Raw genomic sequence first — 25,496 nt, 5'->3', positions numbered from 1 at the left:
AGACAAAACCGGACAGCCATATAGCTGAAATAGTCGTGGAGTTTTGAGGATCTTTAATACAAGGCTGTCCGGTTTTGTCCAGTTTTAGTGTAGGGGAGCCACTGCGTTGGACGGGTTCCCCGGCAGACGCGCATGTGGCGTTTTCCCTCCGCAGGCGACTGCGAACCCGAACGCGAGTGCGTCTTCGACAGGAGAAGGGACGAGCGTTTGTTTAGCCGCGAATGCGCGTCGTCGGGTAATAAGTGCTATCGATGGACTTTTGACAGTTTTAGCATTTGCGTCAGTCTATCAAGCAATAGAACTTCCCGCTTGCTATCTTCTAATGTCCGCGCTAGTATAATTGCTCTTTCATAAAAATTGCGGGCGGTGGGATAGTTACCTAATTGCTCATACAATAAAGCATAAGACTCAAAAGATTTTAATTTCTCTGCTAAATTTTCTGATTCTGTAGCCAGCGTTAAACGCTGTTCTAGTAAGTCGAAAGCGCGTTCATATCTTCCTATAGAACGGTGAGCTGTTACTAAACCGTCAATTGCTCGTAATTCGTTGGTGCGATCGCGTGTAACTTTTGCCAATCGCAGTGCCGAACCATATGTACCAATGGTATCTTGATAATTACCGGCGGCTAGGTAAGCATCGCCTAAATTATTCAAGGTATTCGCTTCGGCGATCGCATCCGGTGTTCGACGCCGGAAAATTAAAGCTGTTTCCAACAGCTTAATTGCTTTGTTATAATCTCCTAACCTGACTGTCGCCAAACCCAAGTTACTCAAAGACAGTCCTTGTCCTTCAATATTTTTGACATCGCTGGCAATTGTAACTGCTTCTGTAAAGGTTTGGGCCGCTGCGGTGAATTCTCCTTTTTGCAGTAGTAATGTGCCAATGTTATTTAGTCCAAAAATCTGTCCTTGAAAGTCTTGAGTATCGCGAGCGATCGCTAACCGACGACGCATTGGATCTTCAGCTTCTTTTAATCGATTCAGCTGCACGTAACCTCTACCAATTAAATCGTAAACTAAACCTTGCGCCTTTAAGTCACCAATCAAACGATAAATATTCAGTGCTTGCAACCAAGACTCAATTGCTTTATCGGATTTTCCTGAGGCTAATTGTTGTTCACCTTGACGCACCAATATATCAGCCTCGTCTCTTGATTCTCGCACCACTGAATGATTTAAAGGGCGCTGGAGTTGTTGAGTAATATCTACCGCACCCGCTGCGATCGGATTCAGCAAAACTGCAAACAGTAAATACGAGACAGCACAAAATTGAGATTTTGGCAATAGTTTACCAGAAATTTTACTTAGAAATAAACGCTTTTGCTTCATAAAAATAACCGTAAAATTACGGTTGAAAATAAAATAAATAACAACCAAATTAAGGTTTATTTGAGAACACACATAAATAGAGTTAATACTTAGGTTATGATTGGGGTAAATCTTCACCCAAGTAGATGGCGCGGACATCCGCTGGTAATTTGTCCTCTAGCATAAGATAGCCTTCCTGGAGAAAATTGGCTACCTCTGCCGGAGCGATCGCTTCACCTTCAGCTTGCAGGTAAGCAGCAATGCGAGTTTCGCTCCAGTGAAAGGTTTGAGCCATTAAAACCATCAATCGCAAAACTGGGGGCATTTGTTCTAAAGCTTGTTCGATATAACACCATAAAGGTGGTGAAGTTGCTTGCAGAGAATAATGAATTGCTTCTGTGGGTGGTAATTCGAGATCGTTGATACAAAAAGCCGTCATATTGATCAGCCAATTTTGCAAAGTTAAAGTTTCTTTGCTTGCAGCGTCACTTAAATCAAGTCCACCGAGTTCGTAGTATATATGTCGCCAAGTGAGGGCAAACAGATAATCTGCTTGCACAGGCGATCGCGCTGAATGGCGAATTAAGGTGTACACTATCGGGCTATAACGGCAAAACATCGCCGTAAAGTATTTTCCAGCTTCTGGATGGGACTGAAATAAATCCAAAAGTTCCTGATCGCTGTAATGAAACAGCGATTTAACTAGCGGGTGATTAGCTTCGGGGAAATGTGGTATTTGCACAATCCAAATAAATGTATGTTGTTAGAATGAATGTTATTAGAAATGAATATTTCCTGGTCTACACTTAAATTGTTCATCAAGTGTCGTCTTTACTAATCGCGATCGTGTCTGTTTGTGAGTAACATCAAGACTAGTTCGTTATTGATACACTATAAATACGGACTTTATTTTAGTCTGTACCCTTGAATAATAAAAGCTATTCCTCAATAAAATCCTAGATGTGTTCATGGTTATAGCAGTTAGTGTGACACCGTTGTTGATTCAACCTTATACTTTAGGCTCATTTTTGCCTTCCCTGCCGTTAGATAGCTTATTTTCCACCCAAGGTATTATGGTGATGCTGCTAGCAGCTTACGCCGGTGCCATGTGGATGTTCCTTACCAGTGCGCCAAAAGTACACACCGTTATGGTGTCAGATTTAGAGATTGCCCGCCAGTTGTATGAAGGGCTGCTAGACTTGCCAGCAGCGGAAGTACCTTTGCACTACTACTACAACTACGAGCAAAGTATAGGCGCTGCGGGAATCGATCCGCTTTACATGTCAGCTAGCCCAACGTTTTCCGGCAGCAGAATGATGAATAATGCTAGCGAAGGGCTTTGGTATCAATTAAAGAAAAACACCCAGCTACACGTCATTACTGGAGCTAGTTTAGGCAGTAAAAGTCAGCAACGTCACGTTTGCTTCGATCGTGATTGCCTGGATATGATTTTAATGCGTGTGGAAATGCGCGGCTTGAAGTTCAAGATTCGCAATCGCAAACCCCTGAATTTTTTGGTTAAGGATTATGAAGGGCGCGTGATTGAATTGGCGGAAGTGGCGAATTAATTATTGGTCATTGGTCATTGGTCATTGGTAATGGTTAATTAATTTCTTGATTGGGTTTACACAACTAGACCCAATCATAATTTTTTTTGATGCGCGGGCGAAAAATTAAGCTTACAAAGGATGTATATATCTAACCTATATAAAACAGATTTCTATGCTTGGACTCAAGAACAGGTGAGGTTGCTGACAACTCAACAGTGGAATCAATTAGACACGATCAACCTGATTGAAGAAATTGAAACTTTGGGTAGAAAAGAACGGCAAGAACTTAGAAATCGGCTGGGAATCTTGCTGGGACATTTATTAAAATGGCAGTTTCAAGCTGATAAACGCACTAATAGTTGGTTAGGTACAATTCGAGAGCAACGTATTCAAATTAAGCTGCTTTTGTCAGATAGCCCTAGTTTGAAACCTTACTTAGAGGAAGTTTTTCTCACTGCTTATGAATTAGGGTTAGCTTTTGCGATTCGAGAGACGCAATTAGGTGAACAGGTTTTTCCAGAAATATGCCCTTACACTTTAGGCGAAACTCTAAATCCTGAATTCTTACCAAATCCGAATCAGGTTGATGAGCAGAGCGAGTAATTACCTCAATACTGTTTTATCACCGTAAACCGTGGCAAATAAAAGCAGCCCAGTAATGAGGATCTGAAAAGGGGAATTGCTGAGTATAATTTTCGATTTCTTTAATTCGTCTGTTCAATTTGGCATACATATTATATTCACACTTCCATTGTTCATGTTCGATAGAACCTGAAGGATATTTTTTTCTATTTACTATCAGTTCTTTTTCCCTTGCTTCTACTTCCTGGAATATTTTATTTAGGTCTAATTTGGTAAATTCCCGTAGCTGAATTTGGGCTTGCTGTAAAGCTTCAGGACGATTTTTACCTTCTTGTCGCTGCTGGTAGTAAAAAATGGAAAATAATGCTGTGGCTAAATCATTGACTGACCACAGAGTACTAACTACACTTATAGCACCAGCACACAAAAAGCCTGTGGAGAGAGTAAGAATATCATCAGTTAGAGAAGGAGTACCCAAATTAGTTTCGCAGCAAGAGAGAAACACTTCTACAAGTTGAGATAAACGCCAGCTTGGTGTCATCAATTGCCCCAAGGTGATGCTGCTGCCATACGCTAATTTTAACTGTGATTCTAAAGGATTATCGAGGCGAGATTGGGCATGGTGGCAGGAATGAAGTACTTGAACTTGTTGTGCTAGCTGTCGATAGTTGTTAGAGGTGGCTTGACTGCTGCCAATTAATCTGTTTTCTAGTGGAATGTTATACATTTGGGCGAGTTTTTCGCCTTCAAACCTGGCACAGGGAAGGTTATCTTCGGCATCTTCTACAGTTCCATATTGTAGAGATATTCCATTAAATGTCCCTACACTATCGCGTTGTTTACAAAATTCTAAAATTTGGCAGCTTGGGGTATAACGAATCAGAAATTTATCTCCTAAATATTCCTGATATTCTCCTGTGGGCAAAGCAGTGAAGGGAATCTGATGCAGTAACAGGTGAGGTACTAAAATTAATTCTTCTATTCCTTGAAGATGTTGAGATATGAGTTCGGATATTTGCAGCCGTTCAGCTAGTTCCCGGAGAATACTGTTAATTTGAGTTTCCCATCTTTTGTAATCATTCATATAAGGCAATAACCAATTCTGGTTAATCCAGCCTTGCAACGTCTCTAGTCCTTGTCCTGTGCAGGTGTGGAGAGTAATTTGGTTTTTCTGGACGATAAAAATATGGGTGTCGCTGTTGGTAGTGTAGAAACTGAGAATAGCTGTATTGGGTTGCTCAATTAGCTTTTGAATTTCTGACAAGCTGAGGGGGTTTACTTGAATTTCGCCAGCTAATACGGGATCTTCGCGTCTGACTTTTTCCCAAACTTGCTGTTTTTCAGTTTCTAAAGATGCGATTGCTTCATTATAAGCTTGGAATGCAGCGCGTGTTTGACTACGGTTATTGTCGGATTTATGGCTTTGGCGTTCTTTGTCAATTTTTTGTTGCAGTTCTTCATACTGCTGCAATAACTCCTGAACTACTGGGGGAATTTCGCCGCTTTGGTAGAGGTCGTTACTTGCCATTAAGTCTACCAAGCGTTTGGAACGCGATCGCTCTGAATATTCAAAGGCTTTTTCTATTTGTCCGGCGTTGATACAGGCTTGCACCATGCTTTCGTAAATGCCGATGGATTCTTCTAGAATCTTTTGACGACGTGATTCAGATTTTACCCAACTACGGCTAGTCTCTACTGCTTTAATAGCAATACTATAGCCTTTAATAGCTTCGTCCCAGTATCCAGATTTAAAAGCTGTATTACCAAGATTGCGAGAAGCTCTAAGTGATTCATTAGGGTAAGCTGTGTGTGTATGAATTTCTAAGGCTAACCAATAATAATTTATTGCAGAAGTGGCTAATCCTTGATCGCGGTAAGCATTGCCTAAGTTATTCTGAAGTATGGCATATGTAAATGGATAATTCTCACGAGTATAAAATTTTAATGAATTCTGATAAGCTTGAACTGCCAAATTAAAATTTTCTTGTCGATCTCCCTGAACCCTTTTATCATATGCAATACCCATATTCATTTGAGTATTTGCCCATTCTTCAAAAAGTGATTCTTTATTCAATACACCTAATACTTCATTGCAAATATCTATAGCTAATTCCAAATTATTTGAGCGATTAGGATGTGGAGTATCACAGTAAAGAGATGCGAGATTATTTTTAATAACAACCCATTTTTCAGTAAACCTATCTTGGGTAAAAATTTCTAACACTGCATTACAGATTGATACTAATTTGTCTAAGTTTACATAATTATCATCTCTTTTTGTCTTTTTGATTTTTGCAGAATAAAGAGGAATCAAATTAGTTTGAGTTTCTGCCCACTCTCTAGTATATTCTTCACAAGAATAAATTTTTAAAGCATCATGATAAGCAATAATTGCCTTTTCTCTATTCTCTATAGGATCGCCATAAATACGATTACCATAAGCATTTCCCAAATTAAGTTTAGATATTGCCCACTCTCTAGGATATTCTTCGCTATTAAAAATGATTTCAATAACCTCAAAACATACAATTGCAATCTCTAAGTTGCTAGCTAGATTTCCCTGTGGGAACTGTCCAATTAATGTACCAAAATTACTAATAATTCCTGCTACTGTTTGTGCCTTGTCTGGACTTTCTCCAGCAAAATAATTTTTAGACCAACGACGCAACAAGTCAGCAAAATTCAAATCTAGTTTGTCTAAATTATCTTGCAGTAAAGGATAAACTATCTTCTTATCAGCAGAACTATGTGAGGTTTTTACCAATATTTGCAATAACAAATCTATAACTTCTCTCATGATTAATTTGCCAATAGTTAGTTAAGTTAATTGGAAATATTTTACTCTGTACCAAACAAATAACACTTCTAACAATCATTCCAAGATATCTGCCAACTTTTCTAGCAATTCTTCAGCTAAATCCAACAACTCAATTTCATCAACTTCATCACTACTTCCACGATTACTTTCTCTATACGCCACATTAGCAGCCAAAACATTTTTCACAGCGAAAATCCTATCTTCTTCAGATAGACTCAAACATTTTTCCAACTTTACAGCAATTTCTTGGATTGTCCTTGAACCTAAACGCTCTCTCACTTTCACCGCTACCGAATCGTCACTTTCCAGCAGTTTTACCAAAGCTGTTCTCAGTCCATCATCCTCGCTGGAAAACTTCTCGATCGCTACACGAACATATTCCCGCACGCTCATTTTTGCCGCCAATGCCTTTTGTGCAACCACATCTGGCACATCTACCAGGAATGAACCTTCGTTATCGCTGGCTTGATATAATTCATTCCCTTGTTTGACAGCTATCAGCAAATCTGCACCCAATGCGTATAAATAGTGCAACACCGATTCCAACTCATGTTCTTTTAACGCCGACTCCAATTTAGACACCGCCGCTTGCTGTACTCCCAGTTTTTCCGCTAGCTGCGTCTGAGTTAATCCTGCTTTATTACGTATTTCCCGCATGGCATCAGTAAGGTAGAGACGTAAATACTCTAGCTTGCCTGCCAGAATCACCTCTGGTTCGTCGCTTACCTTTTGCTGCAACCAACCTTGAAAATTAGGCTTTTTCATCATTGTTCCCTCTGCTGCAATTCACGCAATCTAACTCTTGCAGGCTCTTTGTCTCTATCTTTGATAGCGTTATCGTATTTCTTCATAAAGGCGTGCAGCACTACAAACCGCTGAGGAGTCGCAGCCGTTAAGATAAACCGTGGATTATGTTCGCTCTTGGTCATGCGTAACTCATACAGGTCATCTTCCAACTTCTCAAAGATCCCACTGGTAAGTGATGCGAGTCCTTTGTTGCACAGGTAGCCAAGATTAACTTGCAAACGCCTGGTTTCGGAAGCACTCAGTAATGGCTTTGGTGGATTTTCTGGTTGCTCCTCTTCAGGAATCATTCTGATGAAAAAAGCCAGCAAATCTTTGGGGATTTCCCCATTGACATCTTGATAAAGTTCCCAACTCCAAGTCACTTCCTACCTCACAGTCTAGTATTCCTTATAAGGAATGTCAATATTAATATTCTTTCAAAGGAATATTATATCGGCTGCGTAGGTGAAATTAACCCAACACAAGATTTAATACTGAAATTGGTGCGTTACGGCTGACACCTAACGCACCCTACAATTAAGTTGCTGATTCGGATTCGGATTTTTCTGGCTTGAGTAACGGAAAAGCGATCGCATCCCGAATACTCGCACAATCAGTTAACAACATCACCAACCTATCAATCCCAATACCTAACCCACCCGTCGGCGGCATTCCGTATTCCAACGCAGTTAAAAAGTCTTCATCTACACCTTGCGCTTCTAAGTCACCGGCGGCTTTGCGTGCAGCTTGTTGTTCCAGGCGATCGCGTTGTTCAATCGGATCGGTTAATTCTGAGAAACTGTTGGCTGTCTCTCTCCCGACGATAAATAACTCAAATCGCTCTACCAAACCAGCTTTAGAACGATGCGGCTTTGCCAGTGGCGAAATTTCTACCGGGTAATCAACCACAAAGGTAGGCTGAATTAACTTTTCTTCAACCTTTTGCTCAAAAGCTTCATTTAAAAGTTTGCCAATTGATGAGCAATCATCTATACCTTCAAGCCCAGCGTTTTTACTTGCCGTTTTCGCTTCTTCTAAAGTTTGGAAAGTGTTGAAATCCAAACCTGTATATTCCTTAACTAAATCGTGCATTGTTACCCGACGCCAAGGAGGAGTCAAATCAATCGCCGTATCTTGATAAGTAATTTGCAGCGTACCCAGAACCTCTTGAGCGACAGTGGTAATAATTCCCTCTGTCAGCGCCATCATGTCGTTGTAGTCGGCGTAAGCTTGGTAAACTTCAATTGAGGTAAATTCGGGATTGTGGCGGGTAGAAACTCCCTCATTACGGAAAATCCGCCCTAATTCAAACACCTTTTCAAAACCACCGACAATCAACCGCTTGAGATGCAATTCTGTGGCAATTCGCAGATACAATTCCATTTCCAGCGTGTTGTGATAAGTAACGAAAGGACGCGCATCCGCACCTCCGGCTTCACTTAACAATACTGGCGTTTCAATTTCCAGAAAATCCCGCTGCTCTAAGTAGCGGCGAATACCAGCAGTAATTTGGGCACGACGGCGGAAAGTTTGCCGCACTTCCGGGTTCACAATCAAATCAAGATATCGCTGACGGTAGCGCTTGGCAACATCCGTTAACCCATGCTGTTTATCAGGCAAGGGTAACAGAGATTTGGTCAAAATAGTGTATTGTTTGACGTAAACAGATAACTCGCCCTTTTCAGTCCGTTTGATAGTGCCTTTAACGCCCAAGATGTCGCCGATATCTGTGAGTTTATCGAGTTGTTTGAAAGCATTGTCAACAACATCTGCCATGCCTTCTTCAATGCGTTTTTTCTCTAGATAAAGCTGAATTGTGCCAGTTTCATCTTGCAAGGTGACGAAGGCAAGTTTACCCATAAAGCGACGTAACTTGATGCGTCCGGCGATCGCTACTTCTAAATCGACTTCTTCACCGTTGGGTAAATCCGCATATTTTTCTTGCAATTCAGCCGCGTGATGGGTAGATTCCCAACGATAGGCGTAGGGATTCATACCTAGCTGCTTTAGCTGTTCTACTTTTTCTAGTCGCGTGGCACGAATATCTTCTTCCGACATGGTTAACGAACTTTCATAGGGCAAGATTAATTATAGATGCTGCGTTCAAGGGAAATAAATGTAAAATACTGTCTTGGTTCGTAGTGAGCGGTTTACCGCTCAAATCAAGGATTTTAAGCACTGAAGTGCTTACTACATTTAAAATACTCTAATTCAAACATCAACAAAACTGCGTAAAATACCTAAAATTTTCCCAATATCTGGAATAAAATACTCATCTAAATCAACTTCGATTCTTTGTTCAATTAATCTCATAAATTTCCAAACGCTACCTGTGGTAACAACGCCATAGATAATTTCAATTTTATTTTCTTTGCGTTGATTAAATAATTTAGCGGCAATCATTTCCGCAATACACTGCCCTAATCCAGATTGAATATTATCGTTTTTGGCTTCAACAATTGTAATTACAGGCGCTTGAATAAATAGCTGTTCTGGAGATAAACTTATTATAAAATCACAAAAACCACTTAAACCTTGTTCTGGAGCAACGTTAAATTCTTTACCAGAAAATAGACTAATCCGATTTGCTAGTTGTTTTTTAACTTCAAAAAGAATCGGAGCGATAATAAATTCCGAACGTGCTTTTTCTGTACCAATTGCAACTGCCAAAGGAATATATTCTTTGAGAGTTTGCGCTAAAAGTGTGCTATACTCTGCTGCTGGTACATCAGTAAACATGCCAATTCTCTCGGAAATAGTAAATCCAAACGTTTCCGATATGACATCAATAGTAAATTGGCTGTATGGCATTACAAAAGCTAATTATTTAATTGTGCAAAAAGCGTGCTGAAATAGCTTTCATTTTCAAGTTACTAATTTGCACGATCGCCTTTAACATCTCTTGCTGATCTGGTTGCAAGTCAAGTGACTCTAACGCTTGATTGAAACTATTACCTGCATGTAGAGTTTTGGCAAGTTCGGTACGTTGGGATGAGTCTAACATTGCCTGAATATCTCTATTCCTACGCTGACGCACAGCTTGAAGTTGCTGCCGATGTTGAGGAGTCAGGTTGATTTCTTCAGCAACAATCGCACTCTTACTAAAATCAACTGCTTCTGGTGCTGCCGAGGCAATGAAGGGCAACAACAAGACAACAGCAAGAATAGTAGCTAACACAAACACCCGTTTTATCCAGTTAATAGCCATACTGAGCAATGCGTAAATTCTCCCACCTACAAGGAAATGATAAACTGTCAGGCATTTAATTTTCTCATTTGGGAGTGGGGGAGTGGAGGAGTGGGGGATGGGGGAGACAAGGGGGATGGGGGAGACAAGGGAGAGGGGGGAGACAAGGGAGAGGGGGGACAAGGGAGAAGAAAATTGATCTTGTCCTCGTTGTCCTCGTTGTCCTCCTTGTCCTCGTTGTCCCCAGTCCCCAGTCCCTAGTCGCCAGTCCCTTTTTTCATTTTGTTAATTTCTCGTTGCAATTCTTCAATTTTCTGGCGTAAATTTTCTGCCTCTTGATTTTGCGGTGTTTGTACTCCAACATTGACAGCACCCTCAGCGGGCGATCGCATATAATTTCCTTTCTTGATTTGCTGATATTCTTCTGATACTGCCCACTCACGTAGATAATGCAAGCGCTCCACGGGGAAAGGATGACTGAGCATCTCGCCTTGTGCGCCGTTATACATTAAGAATTTATACACTTGATTAAGCACATCTTCATCAGCCTGATAATTTTCTGACTGACGGATAAACTCTTGTAAACTGCATTCGTGGGCATATTTGCTGCTACCGCCAGCTACTTTCATCATCGAAGACATTACCGTATTTAAATCATCCATCACCAACAGCGCGGCGCGATCGGCGGATAACTCGGCTTTGCGCCGCCATTCAAAAAAGGCATAAATCAAAGCTGGTGTAACAAAATTGCTCACACCAAAAGTCCACCTACCTAAGGCATTAGCGGCACTCATCGCCCACATCGCCATTTGAATTAAAATAGTATGACCACATTTAATATGCCCCAGTTCATGGGCTAGCACCGCCCGAATCTCGGCTTCGTTTAGTAAGTCTAAAATCCCTGTGTTTATGACTATGTAAGGATGCTCCTGCCCCAAAGCATGACTATTTGCTTGGGCATTTTGTGAGACAAACAATGCAGGTTCTGGATAAATATCCAAATCTCGCACGGATTCCCGAAACATCTGGTAAATAGTGGAATATTGACGCGGCCCGACTTGGATGGTGTTGCCCATTAGATAGACTAACTGAGGGCGTTCGTAGACAAATTCCACAAATTTACGAGCAATCAAATCAAATCCGGGTAAATTTCGTAAAGCTTCCTCGGCTTGGCGATCCAGTGGATGCCTGAAGGCTTCGCTGGAAATTCCTGTGTATGTAGGCATAATGAACACCGAAATTGGTAATTGGGCATTGGGCATTGGGCATAGGGCATTGGGCATTGGGGAGCCAGTGCCGTGCGGAGGTTCGCTCCGTTGAGGCATCTGGCGTCATCGGGCATTGGGGAGCCAGTGCCGTGCGGAGGTTCGCTCCGTTGAGGCATCTGGCGTCATCGGGCATTGGGCATTGGTAGTTATTTCCATTACCCATTACCCATTCACCATTCCCCATTCCCGATTACCCATTACCCATTCCCGATTACCCAATAACAACATGATAAAAGTGGGGCTTTGTAGGTAAAAATTACTTTGTATGGGGATAAAAGCGTGTGATTGAGGCAGAAGTTCATTTGTCACTACATAACTTTTTGCGATCGCAGGCGGGTTTCCCTTCCTGGCCCCATCATTTGACGATGGCAAGGTTGGTAGCACGCGCCTTGCGTACCGGACGTAGCGCTTTAATTCAAGTTGGGGCGGTTTGCGGTTATCAAGGACGATATCGCACTAGTTTTGTGGCATCCGCATTAATGTGGCATGGTCCTGTAATTATTGTTGCACCGGAATTGGTACAACAACGCCTTGTAAAAGTGGAAATTCCCCGACTACAGCAGTGGCTTCAAGTCGGCAAACCGATTAGGACCGGTGACGCTTTCCCTAAGGATGGGTTCCAAGGACTGTTTCTCACTTCCCCTGAAGCTTGGTTAAAAGCGCAACTGACTTTTACAAACGATTTTCCGGCAGGTATTCCCACAATTATTGATGGCGTGGACGATCTGGAAGATTGGGTGCGTCATCAACTCAAAAGAGAAATTCAACCTCATGATTGGGATCAACTGATGCTAGCTTGCCCATATCAAGTTGATCTGATTCGCGAGGTAAGGGTACAGCTGACACGGGAACTGTTTTTGCATCCGGCTAATCCTTACGAATGTTATCTGATTTCTCAACCGGAAGCAGAAATTCTCAGCCGTCTTTATTCGGCTTTAGATCCAGTTATGCTTCCAGATGTGTGGAAACGCTTTTGGCAGCAATTTAAAAACATTGATGAAAATTCCAGTACGAATAGGGGAACCCCGCCCCTACCCCCCACTCTCCTCTGGGCGACTATTGCCCGTCGCCAAGGTTTATTTTCTTTACATTACGCACCAATTGAAGTAGGAAAAATTCTCTCGCCCATATGGAGTCGGCAACCTGTGGTGTTGATTGGTAGCGCTTTAGAACCGGAAACTGAGGCTCCTATTTTTAAAGCACGTTTGGGGTTAGATGATTTAACTTGCTTGAAGTTTTCTTCTGATAGCCAAACAGAAGCGATTCAATTATATTTGCCGCATAAGTTACCTCTACCGAATACGCCGGAATTTCAATCAGCTTTTATTCACAAAGTCCGGACGCTGCTTTGTTTAAGTGCGACTGCACCAGGATTGACAGTCATTCTGGTGGGGGATGTGCCATTAAAGGCTCAAGCCGGGGCAATTTTGGCATCTGAGTTTGGTTCTAGGGTGCAGGTTGAAAAAACTTGTTTGGATGAAAATGGTATTTTGGTCAGTGGTTGGGAATTTTGGCGATCGCATCAAGGTGTGTTGCCTTCACCGAAGCTTTTAATTATTGCGACTTTGCCTTTGCCATCTTTAGAAAATCCTTTGGTAGCTGGTAGGGTTGATTATTATAAGCGATCGCATCAAGATTGGTTTCGTTTATATTTATTGCCCACTGCTTTGAATGAATTGCAACGGGCGATCGCTCCGGTACGAGAAAGTCAAGGTATTGTTGCTTTACTTGACAGTCGTGTGATAAATCGTAGTTACGGTACTCAAGTTTTGGCTGCCCTTAGTCCCCTAGCACGTATTAACTATCTCGATCCGAGTTTGTTTTCTACACAAGATGAGGAAAATTCTACATAATCTTCTTGGCTATTTACGTTTTGTCAAGCACAAGCGAACGAAGCGATCGCCAAAAGTTATCATCGGGACTGGGGACTAAAGTAATGAAATTTAAAACAACTGTAGTCACAGCGTCAAAATTTTGTAACTTTGAATTACTGATTATGGGTGAAGCAAAGCGTCGTAAAACTGCTATGGGAGAAAAATACGGTCAAGAAACTCGCATCTTACCGTGGGTTCCCATTACCAAAAGTCAATCCGAAAAATTTGTCCAATGGACTACTAAAGGTGCCTGGATTGGCATTGTCCTTACAGTTATCGGCTGGATAACAATCCGTTTTATTGGTCCTGCTTTCGGTTGGTGGCAAGTCGTCTAAAAAAGAGTGCGCGGATAATTTTTACATAAAAGACAGCGATTAGCAACTAAGCTGTCTTTTATGTTTTATTGTGTAATAGTAATGAAAATAAAAATTTTTGTATCTAATACTACTGTTTACCTAAATCAGTCACAAAAGTTTTTGTATTTTATGTAACTGTTATCCAAATATGAAGAAAAAGGCTGAAAAACCTGCCTAAATGGCAACATGGCGTTTTTGAGTTGACTTATTCTCAGTGATAAGACCACAGGTTTTGGGTTTTAGATTAGACTTCTATTAAACTGACCGATAGGTCTTACCTTGATTGCGGACGGTAAAAATCGAGAACTATAGATTCAGCCCGACCTGAAAAGACAATTTACCAGATTATCTGCCAAGCTAGACGTATACAAAGCGCGATCGCTTTTTCCTGATTCTGACAGAGTACAACCTAACCACGTTATCAAAAGTTAATCAGAAGACGTAACAAGGCGTGAGAGCTTATGCCAATCCAAAATCTGGCTGTAAATTGCCGATAAAGATATAATATGTATCTTTTGCGTGGTTGACTTGTTCCAAATTTGCGCTACTCTTAAAGCGGATTCGCTTCCGCAAGCATCTACTTTGACACAGGAGTATAAGGGTAAGATTAAGTTTCTCTATTCTGTCCGAAATTTTGGATCTGCAAACTGAATATTTTGATACGTAACGCCAACGAGTTATGCACTACCCTAAGCTTGGTAGCCACTCAACGACTCAACATCCTTCTGGAAATTGTAATGAATAGTTTACAATACCAGTTGATGAAGAAATCTAAAGAAAATATAAATTTCAATCAAATGATAGTGGTGTTTGGAGGAAAAACGTGTTTCTAAGACTAGCGCAACAACATCGGCAATTCGTTCAAGACTTGGTAATGAGCCTGCAAGCCTTGGCAACTGTACTTGAGCGACGTGGATATCTGGCGTCTTGCTATACCTGCGGCGACCAGATGAATAGTGCTTCGTTTATGGTTAGTTTGGGCGACAGTCATCTGATTCGCTTTTTGGTGTCTGATTACGGGATCACTTGGACTGAGATGCGGGACGATCGCGAATTAATGAAGCTGGAAGGTGCAGAAGCAATCAACCAGCTACAGGAACTTGCCAATATTGTCAAGCAACCTACGCCAACTTCTACAGGTAACAAAACTTTAGCCAAGAAGTGTTAAAAATCTCTGTGTCTAATGGGGTATTTAAAAAACCTCCCAAAGGTAGATGTCAATTTGGGAATTGCTAAAAGGTAATTGGCAATTGGTGAGCAGTCGAATGGGCGGTTCTGCACTTAACAAAGGCAACGGGAAAATCCCAACGCAGCTATTGCTCAAGTCGGGAAACCCTGACTGTGCAACTGGCTGGCTCGATTTGAAGGAACTGCGATCGCGCTATTGGTATTTGTGGCTTACACGATCGCCTTTTACCTACACCCCATTATTTAGAAGTCATTGGCTGCCTTGTCTTTTTTCGCTTCTGCATAAAATCACTGTCTTTTTTCGCTTCTGCATAAAATCACTTTTCAAAACTTAATAAAAGCATTCTTTTTGTCGCTTCTATCAGAATGCGTTTATTTTAAGCTGAGACAAAATTGTCAATCTCTCCTCAGAAACAATTTGTAAAATTGACATTTGATTCTGAAGTAGGTTTGCTGCGGTTGCGTATTATAACCCATTACCAATCAAAATGAAAGGTGCCCAATAGTAAGGATGATTGAGGCTACCGTCAACGGCAAGGGATATATTGTTACTACCGTTTTGCTGTTTACTTGTAGGCGATTTTCCGGTAATTAAAGCAATTTGTGCTTGTCTTAAAGCTTCAGATTTTGGCAGCTTACTCGAATTGAGCAAGGTATAAAAAGCAGTCATCAAAGTTTCTGTACCGCCATCATCGACAGCCCATAATGAAGCGATCGCTGCCCTAGCGCCGGTTTTTTGCATTTGATAGCCAAAGCCTAAAATCTCTTCACCGCTGCCTAATTTGCCTCCCAAGCCAGTTTCGCAGGCACTTAATACTACCAATTCCACACGAGGTAATGACCAATTAGCTACATCTCGCAAGTTAATGCGATCGCCATTTCCAAATAGAATAAAAGAGTTTTCTGGTCTACCCGTCACAAACGCTGCGTGAGTGGCAAAATGGACAACTGTATAGTCATCCAATTGTGGCACAGTGGCGGCAAGGCTGAAGGCATCGTCTAAAATTTTCTTAGTTCCAGGGATGATGGTTGCCAAGCTTTGCACTTCCTGCGCTGCAAAGGGCAAACCGGAAAAGGCAAACTTTCGATTACCAACTCTAACTTCATAATTACCTTTCGTAAAGGCAGCAGCTAAAACCCGCAATTTAGATTCGGGTTGGGTGTTGAAGTTAGTTAAGCTGGCAGCGGTGATGTGATTGATACTGTAGCGCTGCACTAGCCATTGTGTACCATCATATAAAGCCGCTAGAGGAACGTAGCGTAACTGTTCATCTGGTGCATAAATTATAGTTTGTGTACCAGCTTGCTTCAAGTCGTTTTCTATCGGTTTAATTAACCAGTCATACAACTGACGTCCAGGTTTTTTGGCATTTTGACTGGGAGTTTGTAAAGCTTGACGGAAGGCTGAGATTGTTTGGTTGAGGTTTTCGCGTTTGACAGCCACGCTGCGATGAATTGGTGGCGAATCAGCAGTTACCAGCACCAATTCCAAGCTATCTGGTAAAACTAGTGGATAGACGAGGACGGCTTTTTGGGGTAATCGCGCCAAATTATCGCGAATTTCGTTAAGACTCTCCAAATCTAAATTTTGCCTTCTGGCGGTGCGGTTAATTTGTTCTACCTGGGATCTCACCTGAGGACTATTGATAAAATCGTTAAATCGATCCAACAGTTGTTGTTGATTTGTTACCAGTTGGGCGATACGTTGTTTTTGTTGAGGCGATCGCCTTTCCGGAGAAATCTGACGTAATTTTGTCAGTTCTTTACCTAAAACAACAGCATTATCGAGAGTTTGATCCAACTTTTCTTTCGTTGGTGTTTCCTCTGGCGATATTTCAATGCCTTTGGCAGTGCGTTGATTTCCAGGTACATTCAGGAGATATTGTTGTAGTTCTTCGACTTTGAGTAAATCCATAGCCCGCTGCGCTTGAGAAATCTGTCTCTGCGCTCGCAGTAATCTTTCAGCCAAAGTACGATATGTTTGGGCAACAGTTATGCTGTAAGCATCCGGATCTACTTCTAGCGCTGCTGGTACAAGACGTGAAATCTCGCGGTTGATCAAACAATGCTTGTAGAAAAAAACTGCTAAATCTGGTCTATTTTGAATATCGAAAAGATAACCGATGTTACTGTAGGTTTTGCCAAGTTGAACGCGATCGCCTAATTCTCTGTTAATCAATAAAGCTTGCTCGTAAGATTTAAGTGCTTGTGAATACTGACCTTGCTTTTGGTAAACTCTGCCAATATTGTTCAGCGTCACCGCTTCCCACCAGCGTTGTCCAGTGTCTGTGGTAAGTAATAGCGCTTTCTGCAATGTTTGCAATGCTTGTTCAGAGCGATTTGCACCTAATAGCTTAATCGCCTCTGCGTTTAGCCGCTTAACTTCTGATTGGCTATTTTTCTCAGGTAATGCCTGAGCCATTTTCCCGTAATTATACTGGGGTGCAATATTTAATTTTACTGGTTTCTTTGCTGATAATGCCGTCCCAAAACCTGGGAAAAGAAGTAAACTAGCAATAACAAAACTGAAATAATAAAAATGAGGACGCATAATAAAACCCTCACTTTATTTGGTGAGTGTTAATTTTAAATTATTAAATTGTACAAGGCAACTAATTTTTGTACCATTACATTGGTAAAAAATCTATAATTTCTGCTAAGAAAAGTTAAAATGTCTGAAGAAAAATCAAATCAACCACAATTATCGCCAACAAGTGCCATTGACACTCCAACCCTGAGGGCATTTGAGAATTGGTTTGAATATCTTATCAGAGCGCAACCCCACCACACTGATTATGCGGGTGTTGTCTGGCACGGTTCTTATATTGCTTGGTTGGAAGAAGCAAGAATAGAATGCTTGCGATCTATAGGCATTGAATTTGCTGATTTAGTTGCTTTAGGATGTGATTTACCAGTTGTAGATTTGTCGTTGCGCTATCATCGGGCAATTCGCTTAGGTATGACAGCAGTCGTCAGAACGCGCATGAGTGAGGTAACTGGTGTCCGTATTAATTGGGATTATGCGATTGAATCTCCAGATAGGCAAGAGTTATACGTTACTGCTAAGGTGACATTAGTTGCGGTGGACAAAGAAAGAGGTAAAATTATGCGTCAGTTGCCTACAACTGTTCAAGATGCATTAGCGCGGCTTTCGGGATCGATGAATAATTGATTGGTTGTTGGGGGTTGTTAGTTGTTAGTTGTTGGTGGTTAGTTGTTAGTTGTTAGTGGTTAGTTGTTTGGGGAATATCGCAAAATTTGTTGTTGCCGACACCCTAGAAGGGTGCGGCTATACAAACAATGCCATGACTAGCGGGCTAATTATCTTAGCCTGCGCTCGTCTGGCTTCGTTCGTATAGCCAGCGGCTTACAGCCTGTGGGGGCGGTATTTTTAACCGTTATTTACCGCTACCTTGTGTTTGCGACAGTGTTTGAGGCAAGTGAACTATTTGATTCCAAATATCTTGAGGAGTAATGCCATAACTTATTTGTAATAAAACAACGATCGCCGCAATTGTCATTGCACTGCTGACGGTCGTTTTTACTATCTTCACTAATATTGTAAATACTACCCACGCGACAATTAAAGAAACGAACATATTATTAATTCCTTAATAATCACCCTTGAAAAAGTCTTGTGTTGATACCAATTCTGGCTTGAAGATGCGTCTAATCAAAATTACGCACGCACGCTTGAAGGCTCTGTGTAGGGGCAATTCATGAATTGCCCCTACACAGAATAAAGCGCAACCTCACATAGAATTGGTATGAGAAACATAAAATTTTACATTTAGTAACAATTATTGCGGCGTAGACAAGGGAAAGGCTTGTCTTAGACATCGCGAATTCACCCAAGTTAAAACAGTTACTATAATCGAGCTTTTTATCCTTGGGCATTTTTTGTATAATTGTCCTGGGCTAAATATACCGGAAAGCGACACAAAAAACGGTATGTAAAGTAACTTTTTATGAAGTAATTATATATTTTTTATACTTTTTCTTAAATACACGTATAAATTATAATTTACTCTGGCTATATTTCATGTAGAAATTAATTTTGCCTCCTGTATATCAAAAATCTTAGCTAAAGCCTTGTGAGTTAACTCGATATCAGTAATAGTGGTATCACTGTTGCCTGTTTCATAACATTTACTCACTTCATCAAGTTGTTCAATCAACGCATAAAGAAGCATTGGCTTAAGCAATTTGCGCTCACTTGCGGTAAATGGAAATTCTTGGTTATAGCTGCTTAGAAAAAGTTGTATTTGCTCAATGCTAAAAAATATACCTCCCGCCGGATTTGGTGAGCTAATTAGACCGTAACAAACATCAATGAGTCTCTCTGCGTATGTTGATTGATCAATATCAATGATTCCGGATACAGTTTCACCTGTATAAAATACATGGCAAAGACGAAAATCACCATGAATATGTGTTCGCAACAGTTGCAAAGGTTGTGCAAGGGCAAAGGTTGTACAAATGTAATTTATAATAAAATTAATTAAGTCAATTTCCCTAGCACTAAATAATTTTTCTCGCCCACAAAGCGCATGATAAAATTTAGGTAGATCGGAAGCGATCGCCTGTTCTATTGTAAAAGTAGTGGGTTGTCCACCCAAAACCTTTGGTTCATAATTTAACCCCAGTTTATGATAACGCGCCATCACGGCAGCATATTCCTGGATACGACTTGGCGACGGTGCTAATATTGGTTCTCCTGGAGATGAACTCATTAAATAAACGACATCATAATCTGTGTCGTTTAAGACTGATTTAAACCAGCTTCCATCAGTAGTTTTGAAGATTTTGGGGACTGGAATTGCATTGCGGTAAAGAAAATCAATATATAAGAATAAGTCCTTTGGTGTACGGTTCATGGTTCGGGAAGCAAATTTTAGATAATAAATGTTTCCCGAAGCTAAAATATTGAGAGTTAACCCAAACGCTACGTGAACAGAGAGGATTTCGCACGACTCAATGAAATAGTGTTTGGCAAGATGATCGTGTATTGTTGTTACCAAATCTTCGACAGAGTTTAGGTGATAAACTCTTTGGAGTTCGTCGAGTACATCTTTGCCGTAAGGTGAGATTATTTTCATCTAGATTCTGAAAAACTTTATTAGCAGTTTAAGTCCGCGCAGACAGAAGTTAGAGCAGACTAGAAAAAATTAATATTTTTAGCCTGCGCTCGTCTGGCTTTGTCCGTGTAGCCGCAGGTTTCAACCTGTCGGTTTCTTTTGTTATCGTAAAGAAATGATACGCGATCGCGCATCGAAATTTTCAGTTGCTGCTAACACTTCAAGTCTTGCCCATTTATCAGCTGCCACAATATCATCTAAAGAAGGATTGGCAGAGTTATCATCTCTAAAGCGATCGCATACCGATTCAATACATCTAGCAATATCTAAAAAGCGAATTTTTTCATCTAAAAATAACGCTACAGCTTGTTCATTTGCAGCATTCAATACCGCAGGCATAGATCCACCAGCTTTACCGACAGCGTAAGCTAGTTTCATGCAAGGATATTTTTGGTGATCTGGTTCACGGAAAGTTAAATTTCCGGCTTTTACCAAATCTAGTTGTTGCCAATCAGTGTAGATGCGATCGGGAAAAGATAAAGCATATAGTAAAGGTAAGCGCATATCAGCCCAGCCTAATTGAGCTAAAACTGAAGTATCTTGCAATTCAATCAGCGAGTGAATAATACTTTGGGGATGAATGACAATATCAATATTTTCATAATCCATCCCAAAAAGGAAGTGTGCCTCAATCACTTCCAATCCCTTATTCATCAAAGTAGCAGAATCTACCGTAATTTTCCGACCCATCGACCAATTCGGATGCTTGATAGCGTCGGCAACAGTCACATCTGCTAACTTGGCTACATCCCAATCGCGGAAAGCACCACCAGAAGCAGTCAGCAAAATCCGCCGCAAACCGCCTTTGGGAACACCTTGCAAGCACTGAAATATGGCAGAATGCTCGGAATCTGCTGGTAATAATTTAACGTTATGTTTCTCAACTAACGGTAGAACTACAGGAGCGCCGGCGATTAAAGTTTCTTTGTTTGCCAAAGCGATATCTTTACCAGCTTCGATGGCAGCAATGGTAGGTAGCAAACCAGCACAACCAACGATACCCGTGACAACAGTTTGGGCTTCACTGTAACGAGCAACTTCGATTATTCCAGCTTCACCTGCGAGTAAAATAGGTTGGGGATCGAGGTCTTTTATCGCTTCTTTGAGTGTGGGTAATTTATCTTCATCGCAAATCGCTGCTATACTTGGTCGAAACTGCCGAATTTGAGCCGCTAACAATTCTACATTGCGCCCAGAAGCCAATCCCACAATCCGGAACTGATCTGGGTACTGCGAGACAATATCTAAAGTCTGAGTACCGATAGAGCCAGTGGAACCAAGCAGAGTAATCGCTTTCATAATTGTTTTATATTTCAAGACAACTTTACTATAAATTGTCGGCGACAACCGCGATCGCAGCAATTAGATAATATTTGTTTGGTGGCGATCGCTGTTGACAAAAATCACAAAAATGTTAAATTTTACACATTGATTGCAGATTTCCCACTAGGAATAGCAGAACGCATAAAACAACCTCACACATACTAGCTAAAGCTAATGCCTCAAGTTCAGGTATTTATCATAAAAGCTAGATGGAGAAACGACTTTTTCTATGTGTCGTTAAGTGTAGCTCTCGATATGTTATTATCTCGCCATCCTCGTTGGCGATACCTAACACTCTTGTTCTTCGCCATTTTATCTGCGAGTTTTAATATTCGATTTGCCCAAAAACTTTGGGTAGGCTAAAAAGTCAAATCGTGAATAATAAGTAACGCCTTATGGACAAAGACTTTTACCTACAGTATGCATCCGTTGAAGATAAACATTGGTGGTTTGTCGGTCGGCGGATGATTATAGAACAAGCGATTCTTAACTTAAGTTTACCGAAAAATGCCCAAATTCTCGAAGTCGGTTGTGGTACAGGTGGCAACTTGAGAATGCTAGCCCGTCACGGTCAACTTTCAGCGATGGAGTTGAATGAAACCGCTTGTAAAATTGCCAATGAGCGGCAAGTAATTCCAGTAAAATTGGGTGGCTTGCCTGATAAAATTCCTTTTAGCAATGAGTATGACATAATTCTCATACTCGATGTTTTGGAACATCTTGATGATGACTTGGCAGCGATGACCGCATTGCATACAAAATTAAAGCCTGGAGGTTCATTGTTAGTTACGGTTCCTGCTTACCAGTTTTTGTGGAGCCAGCATGATGAAATTAACCATCATAAACGTCGTTATGTTTTGAAAAATTTGCAACAAATTGTGAGAAAGGCTGGGTATACTGTGCATTACAGCAGCTATTTTAACTTTTTTTTGTTTCCTATCGTTGCAGGCGTGCGTTACTTGCGTTCATGTTTAAAACTTGAAAGTAATTCTATTGATAACAGCGATTTGAAGAAGCCGCCGAAACATATCAATAAGTTTTTAAGTCTCTTATTTGCAAGCGAACGTCACTTAATGAATCGATTGAGCCTTCCTTTTGGTGTATCTATTTTGCTTTTAGCACAGAAAAGTAAATAAAATTAATCAAGGTTATGATTTGCAGTCAAGGTGGCTTGAATAAAAGTAAGTAAACTATGAATTTATTTGAGAAAATTTATAATACTGACTTATTTAGGACTTACGCACTTCCTTCGTCTTACCAATTGAATTGACGTAGGGTCCCCTACAAGACTTTAGGAAAAGCGCTCATTCCTATTATTTAATAAGCAGTGCATTTCAGTGGTAAAAACACAAACAGGACAGTGAATAAACCAATTTACTCTATAGTTATACCGATTTATAACGAAGAAGAAAACATCACCGAGATGTATCGTCGTCTGAGTAATTTAATCGAACAATTAGACGGCGAGGCTGAGTTAATTTTAATTGATGATGGAAGTCGCGATCGCTCTTTAAACATGATCCGCGAACTTCACCACTGCGATAGTCGCGTGCGTTACCTCAGTTTTGCACGCAACTTCGGTCATCAAATCGCTGTAACTGCGGGTTTAAACTTCGTTCAAGGCAAAATTGTCATCGTTATGGATGCCGATTTGCAAGACCCCCCAGAGCTAATTTTAGCGATGATAGAAAAATGGCAACAAGGCTATCAAGTAGTTTATGCCCAGCGTCTCTCTCGCAAACAAGAAAGTTGGCTAAAACGCTTGACTGCTTACGCCTTCTATCGCATACTCAGGGTTTTAGCTGATGTAGACATACCACCCGATACAGGTGATTTTTGCTTGATGGATCGGCAAGTGGTAGATATTCTAAATGGTATGCCCGAACGCAACCGCTACATTCGCGGTTTAAGAGCGTGGGTAGGTTTTCGCCAAACATCTGTACATTTTGAACGAGATCCTCGCTTTGCTGGTAAAGAAAAGTATACCTTCGGTAAGTCTTGGGCATTAGCAGTGAATGGAATAGTTTCCCTGTCAAAAGTTCCCTTGAGACTAGCCACTTATTTAGGAATGCTCTCAGCAGCGATCGCTCTATTAATGATACTCTTAGTGCTGTACTGGCGCTTATTCGATCCAGCTTCTCCATTAATTGGCTTCACATTAATTACAATTGGTCTATTCTTCTTGGGTTCTGTCCAATTGTTTTGTATTGGCATTTTAGGCGAATACATTGGTCGTATTTATGAAGAAGTCAAAGGTCGTCCTGTTTATACCGTCAAGGAAATTGGCGATGTAAATCATACATTAACAACACCCGCGTCTCAGCCATCTCATCATTCATCAATATAATTATAAGCAACATATATAAAAACATTAATTTTGTATTTATCCTAACAATAATTTAAAGGAAAATTTTGTGACTTTACAAGAATTTTTTTTACTGTTGATGTCTGTTCTTGCCAGTGTGACAGGACAGTTTTTTTTAAAATTAGGCGCACTGAAGTTAGACAGAGTTAATTTAGGTAATGCTGTTAATTTAGTTTTGGGCATTATTACAACACCGGAACTTTTAACCGGACTAGCTTTCTACGGTCTAGGTGCTGTTGCTTACATCCTTCTGTTAACTAGAGTCAATTTAAGTGTAGCCGGTCCTTCTGCATCGTTGGTTTATGTTTTTTCAGTCTTGCTGGGTTACTTCATCTTTAAAGAATCAATTCCCTCGATTCGTTTAATAGGCTTAAGCTTAATTGTTGGTGGAGTTATATTAGTTGTCTGGCAAAAATAAATCAAATTCAAAAAATGACAAATTTCTTTACTAAAAATCTCACCAAGCTAATAGCATATACAAACAAAAATACTTTTTTTGTAGTAGCGATGTGGCTATTGAGTCGAGTTTTGATAGCCGTTACTATGTTGTTAATTGCCCCTTTATTTCCCGCACCCGCAAATGGTATAGCTGCCACATTTAGCTGGGATGTTTTCACTGCATGGGATAGTATTTGGTATCATTTAATTGCAACTTCAGGATATCAAACTACCGATAATGGAGCATTATATTCAACTGCATTTTTTCCCTTATTTCCCTTAATTATCCGACTTGTTATGAATCTTGGCTTGCCTTTTGCAGTGGCAGGCACATTGATAAATACTTTTGCATTTTTAGCTGCTTTGATAATCCTGTATTCTTGGGTAAACGAAAGTTATGGTAAAAGCGCGGCACGGTGGACAACTGCTGTTTTAGCATGGTGTCCTTATTCGGTTTACGGAACTGTAGTTTACGCAGAAGGACTATTTTTATTATGCAGCATATCTGCTTTGCGAGCTTTCGATAAAAGGCAATATATCTGGACTGTTTTTTGGGGTGGATTAGCTACAGCAACGCGAGTAACTGGAATAACACTCATACCTGCCTTTTTGTTTGTCTCCTGGAAAGAACGCAGAGGTTTAAAAGCCTATGTTGCTAGTTTAGCTGTTAGTAGCGGTTTGCTTCTTTACAATTTGTATTGCCAAATTAAATTTGGCGACGCTTTAGCATTCCTTCACGCACAAAAAGGATGGCGTTCTTCGGTGGGGTTTGACTGGCAAGGTTGGCGGAAAATGTTGATGCAAATCGTCATCGGTCCAACTAATAAAAATGGCGAGATTCAAAACTTATTGCATCCTTTGCTATTCACAATTATTATCGGTAGCTGTTATTTATTATGGCGTTTTCGCGGCAAGTTCGGTGCTACCAAGGTGCGTTATGGATTTTATTTTCTATGGATTTTGCTCTGGTTATTAACACGCAATCAATTACCTAACGATCCATTTACAAGTGAACCATTAATTAAAATATTAATTATTTTTGGTGGTGTTTATTTACTTTGGTTTTCTAGAAATAAAATTCCTTTGGTTGCTGTTATATATGGTTTTTTATCGTATGCATTAATTCTTAATACCGGACTTACCGCATCTGTTGAACGTTACGCTTATGGTATTGTGTCGCTGTCGTTTGCATTTGGATTATTGCTTGCTCGTTATCCGCGTTGGGGATATGCAATTCTGGGATTTTTTGCGATTATTTTAGCCAGCTTTGCTGTACGATTTTCTCAAGAACTTTGGTTAGCTTAGATTGTAGTAAG

The 25,496-nt window shown here is 40.6% G+C and carries 25 protein-coding genes; 11 read left to right on the top strand and 14 right to left on the bottom strand.

Annotated features, from left to right (window positions below):
• Positions 1-245: 245 nt before the first annotated feature.
• Together PI95_RS20485 and PI95_RS20480 are read right to left on the bottom strand one after the other, a co-directional pair.
• On the bottom strand, positions 246-1,328 hold the full coding sequence (locus tag PI95_RS20485) for a tetratricopeptide repeat protein (RefSeq protein WP_039743936.1): 1,083 nt from the start codon (positions 1,326-1,328) through the stop codon (positions 246-248).
• Positions 1,329-1,422: 94 nt separating this feature from the next.
• Positions 1,423-2,049 (bottom strand): hypothetical protein, encoded by a 627-nt coding sequence (locus PI95_RS20480; RefSeq protein WP_039742406.1) that lies wholly within the window; start codon positions 2,047-2,049, stop codon positions 1,423-1,425.
• A 226-nt stretch (positions 2,050-2,275) separates the two neighbouring features.
• On the opposite strand from PI95_RS20480, the gene PI95_RS20475 reads away from it, so the two are divergent.
• Together PI95_RS20475 and PI95_RS20470 are read left to right on the top strand one after the other, a co-directional pair.
• Complete coding sequence (locus tag PI95_RS20475) at positions 2,276-2,875, top strand: glyoxalase-like domain protein (RefSeq protein ID WP_039742408.1); 600 nt, start codon at positions 2,276-2,278, stop codon at positions 2,873-2,875.
• A 120-nt stretch (positions 2,876-2,995) separates the two neighbouring features.
• Positions 2,996-3,460, top strand: a complete 465-nt coding sequence (locus PI95_RS20470) for a DUF29 domain-containing protein (protein ID WP_039742410.1) — start codon at positions 2,996-2,998, stop codon at positions 3,458-3,460.
• A 19-nt stretch (positions 3,461-3,479) separates the two neighbouring features.
• Here PI95_RS20470 and PI95_RS20465 read toward each other — a convergent pair whose 3' ends face one another.
• The 8 genes from PI95_RS20465 to PI95_RS20430 all read right to left on the bottom strand — a co-directional run bounded on the left by PI95_RS20465 (position 3,480) and on the right by PI95_RS20430 (position 11,682).
• Positions 3,480-6,236 (bottom strand): CHAT domain-containing protein, encoded by a 2,757-nt coding sequence (locus PI95_RS20465; RefSeq protein ID WP_052324863.1) that lies wholly within the window; start codon positions 6,234-6,236, stop codon positions 3,480-3,482.
• A 75-nt stretch (positions 6,237-6,311) separates the two neighbouring features.
• Positions 6,312-7,025 carry a helix-turn-helix domain-containing protein gene (locus PI95_RS20460; RefSeq protein WP_236117127.1) on the bottom strand — a complete coding sequence of 238 codons (714 nt, stop codon included), beginning with the start codon at positions 7,023-7,025 and terminating at the stop codon, positions 6,312-6,314.
• Positions 7,022-7,426 (bottom strand): type II toxin-antitoxin system RelE/ParE family toxin, encoded by a 405-nt coding sequence (locus PI95_RS20455; protein WP_039742419.1) that lies wholly within the window; start codon positions 7,424-7,426, stop codon positions 7,022-7,024. The genes PI95_RS20460 and PI95_RS20455 overlap by 4 nt, the downstream gene beginning before the upstream one ends.
• A 154-nt stretch (positions 7,427-7,580) precedes the next feature.
• Positions 7,581-9,101, bottom strand: a complete 1,521-nt coding sequence (gene lysS, locus PI95_RS20450; RefSeq protein WP_039742422.1) for a lysine--tRNA ligase — start codon at positions 9,099-9,101, stop codon at positions 7,581-7,583.
• A 153-nt stretch (positions 9,102-9,254) separates the two neighbouring features.
• Positions 9,255-9,854, bottom strand: a complete 600-nt coding sequence (locus PI95_RS20445; protein ID WP_039742426.1) for a hypothetical protein — start codon at positions 9,852-9,854, stop codon at positions 9,255-9,257.
• Positions 9,855-9,870: 16 nt separating this feature from the next.
• Positions 9,871-10,251: a hypothetical protein gene (locus tag PI95_RS20440; RefSeq protein WP_039742428.1), complete on the bottom strand. Its 381-nt coding sequence runs from the start codon at positions 10,249-10,251 to the stop codon at positions 9,871-9,873.
• A 236-nt stretch (positions 10,252-10,487) separates the two neighbouring features.
• Entirely contained in the window at positions 10,488-11,456 is a 969-nt protein-coding gene (locus PI95_RS20435; protein ID WP_039743939.1) for a M48 family metallopeptidase, read from the bottom strand.
• A complete protein-coding gene (locus tag PI95_RS20430) occupies positions 11,365-11,682 on the bottom strand; it encodes a hypothetical protein (RefSeq protein WP_163519043.1) in 318 nt (105 codons plus the stop codon). Before PI95_RS20430 ends, PI95_RS20435 begins: the two co-directional genes overlap by 92 nt.
• A 97-nt stretch (positions 11,683-11,779) precedes the next feature.
• Here PI95_RS20430 and PI95_RS20425 point away from each other — a divergent pair, with 97 nt between their 5' ends.
• The 4 genes from PI95_RS20425 to PI95_RS20410 all read left to right on the top strand — a co-directional run bounded on the left by PI95_RS20425 (position 11,780) and on the right by PI95_RS20410 (position 15,251).
• Positions 11,780-13,351 carry a helicase C-terminal domain-containing protein gene (locus PI95_RS20425; RefSeq protein ID WP_039742434.1) on the top strand — a complete coding sequence of 524 codons (1,572 nt, stop codon included), beginning with the start codon at positions 11,780-11,782 and terminating at the stop codon, positions 13,349-13,351.
• 143 nt (positions 13,352-13,494) lie between these two features.
• Entirely contained in the window at positions 13,495-13,707 is a 213-nt protein-coding gene (locus tag PI95_RS20420) for a DUF2839 domain-containing protein (protein ID WP_039743941.1), read from the top strand.
• 844 nt (positions 13,708-14,551) lie between these two features.
• Positions 14,552-14,896, top strand: a complete 345-nt coding sequence (locus tag PI95_RS20415) for a DUF1815 family protein (RefSeq protein ID WP_039742438.1) — start codon at positions 14,552-14,554, stop codon at positions 14,894-14,896.
• Positions 14,897-14,942: 46 nt separating this feature from the next.
• Entirely contained in the window at positions 14,943-15,251 is a 309-nt protein-coding gene (locus tag PI95_RS20410; RefSeq protein ID WP_039742441.1) for a hypothetical protein, read from the top strand.
• A 131-nt stretch (positions 15,252-15,382) separates the two neighbouring features.
• Here PI95_RS20410 and PI95_RS20405 read toward each other — a convergent pair whose 3' ends face one another.
• Positions 15,383-17,467 carry a CHAT domain-containing protein gene (locus tag PI95_RS20405; protein ID WP_039742444.1) on the bottom strand — a complete coding sequence of 695 codons (2,085 nt, stop codon included), beginning with the start codon at positions 17,465-17,467 and terminating at the stop codon, positions 15,383-15,385.
• Between the two features lie 120 nt (positions 17,468-17,587).
• Between PI95_RS20405 and PI95_RS20400 the strand changes: the two genes are divergently transcribed.
• Positions 17,588-18,088: an acyl-CoA thioesterase gene (locus tag PI95_RS20400; RefSeq protein ID WP_039742447.1), complete on the top strand. Its 501-nt coding sequence runs from the start codon at positions 17,588-17,590 to the stop codon at positions 18,086-18,088.
• 226 nt (positions 18,089-18,314) lie between these two features.
• Here PI95_RS20400 and PI95_RS20395 read toward each other — a convergent pair whose 3' ends face one another.
• From PI95_RS20395 to dxr, 3 genes are all read right to left on the bottom strand, one after another.
• The gene (locus tag PI95_RS20395) at positions 18,315-18,515 is read right to left on the bottom strand and encodes a hypothetical protein (RefSeq protein WP_039742451.1); all 201 of its coding nucleotides are present in this window, start codon (positions 18,513-18,515) and stop codon (positions 18,315-18,317) included.
• A gap of 441 nt (positions 18,516-18,956) precedes the next feature.
• Positions 18,957-20,015, bottom strand: coding sequence for a phosphotransferase enzyme family protein (locus PI95_RS20390; RefSeq protein WP_039742453.1), 1,059 nt, complete (start codon positions 20,013-20,015; stop codon positions 18,957-18,959).
• 141 nt (positions 20,016-20,156) lie between these two features.
• Positions 20,157-21,353 carry a 1-deoxy-D-xylulose-5-phosphate reductoisomerase gene (gene dxr / locus PI95_RS20385; protein WP_039742457.1) on the bottom strand — a complete coding sequence of 399 codons (1,197 nt, stop codon included), beginning with the start codon at positions 21,351-21,353 and terminating at the stop codon, positions 20,157-20,159.
• A gap of 419 nt (positions 21,354-21,772) precedes the next feature.
• Here dxr and PI95_RS20380 point away from each other — a divergent pair, with 419 nt between their 5' ends.
• The 4 genes from PI95_RS20380 to PI95_RS20365 all read left to right on the top strand — a co-directional run bounded on the left by PI95_RS20380 (position 21,773) and on the right by PI95_RS20365 (position 25,485).
• A complete protein-coding gene (locus tag PI95_RS20380; RefSeq protein WP_039742460.1) occupies positions 21,773-22,513 on the top strand; it encodes a class I SAM-dependent methyltransferase in 741 nt (246 codons plus the stop codon).
• 224 nt (positions 22,514-22,737) lie between these two features.
• A complete protein-coding gene (locus PI95_RS20375) occupies positions 22,738-23,724 on the top strand; it encodes a glycosyltransferase (RefSeq protein ID WP_052324864.1) in 987 nt (328 codons plus the stop codon).
• Between the two features lie 67 nt (positions 23,725-23,791).
• Entirely contained in the window at positions 23,792-24,160 is a 369-nt protein-coding gene (locus PI95_RS20370; protein ID WP_336507371.1) for a DMT family transporter, read from the top strand.
• Between the two features lie 14 nt (positions 24,161-24,174).
• Complete coding sequence (locus tag PI95_RS20365; RefSeq protein WP_052324865.1) at positions 24,175-25,485, top strand: putative hexosyltransferase; 1,311 nt, start codon at positions 24,175-24,177, stop codon at positions 25,483-25,485.
• Positions 25,486-25,496 lie beyond the last annotated feature (11 nt).

Origin of the sequence: Hassallia byssoidea VB512170 (assembly GCF_000817785.2) — a bacterium.
Lineage (GTDB): Bacteria > Cyanobacteriota > Cyanobacteriia > Cyanobacteriales > Nostocaceae > Hassallia > Hassallia carrinoi.
Note: the sequence above shows the minus strand (reverse complement) of the source record. Positions and strands in the feature narration are given on the sequence as shown.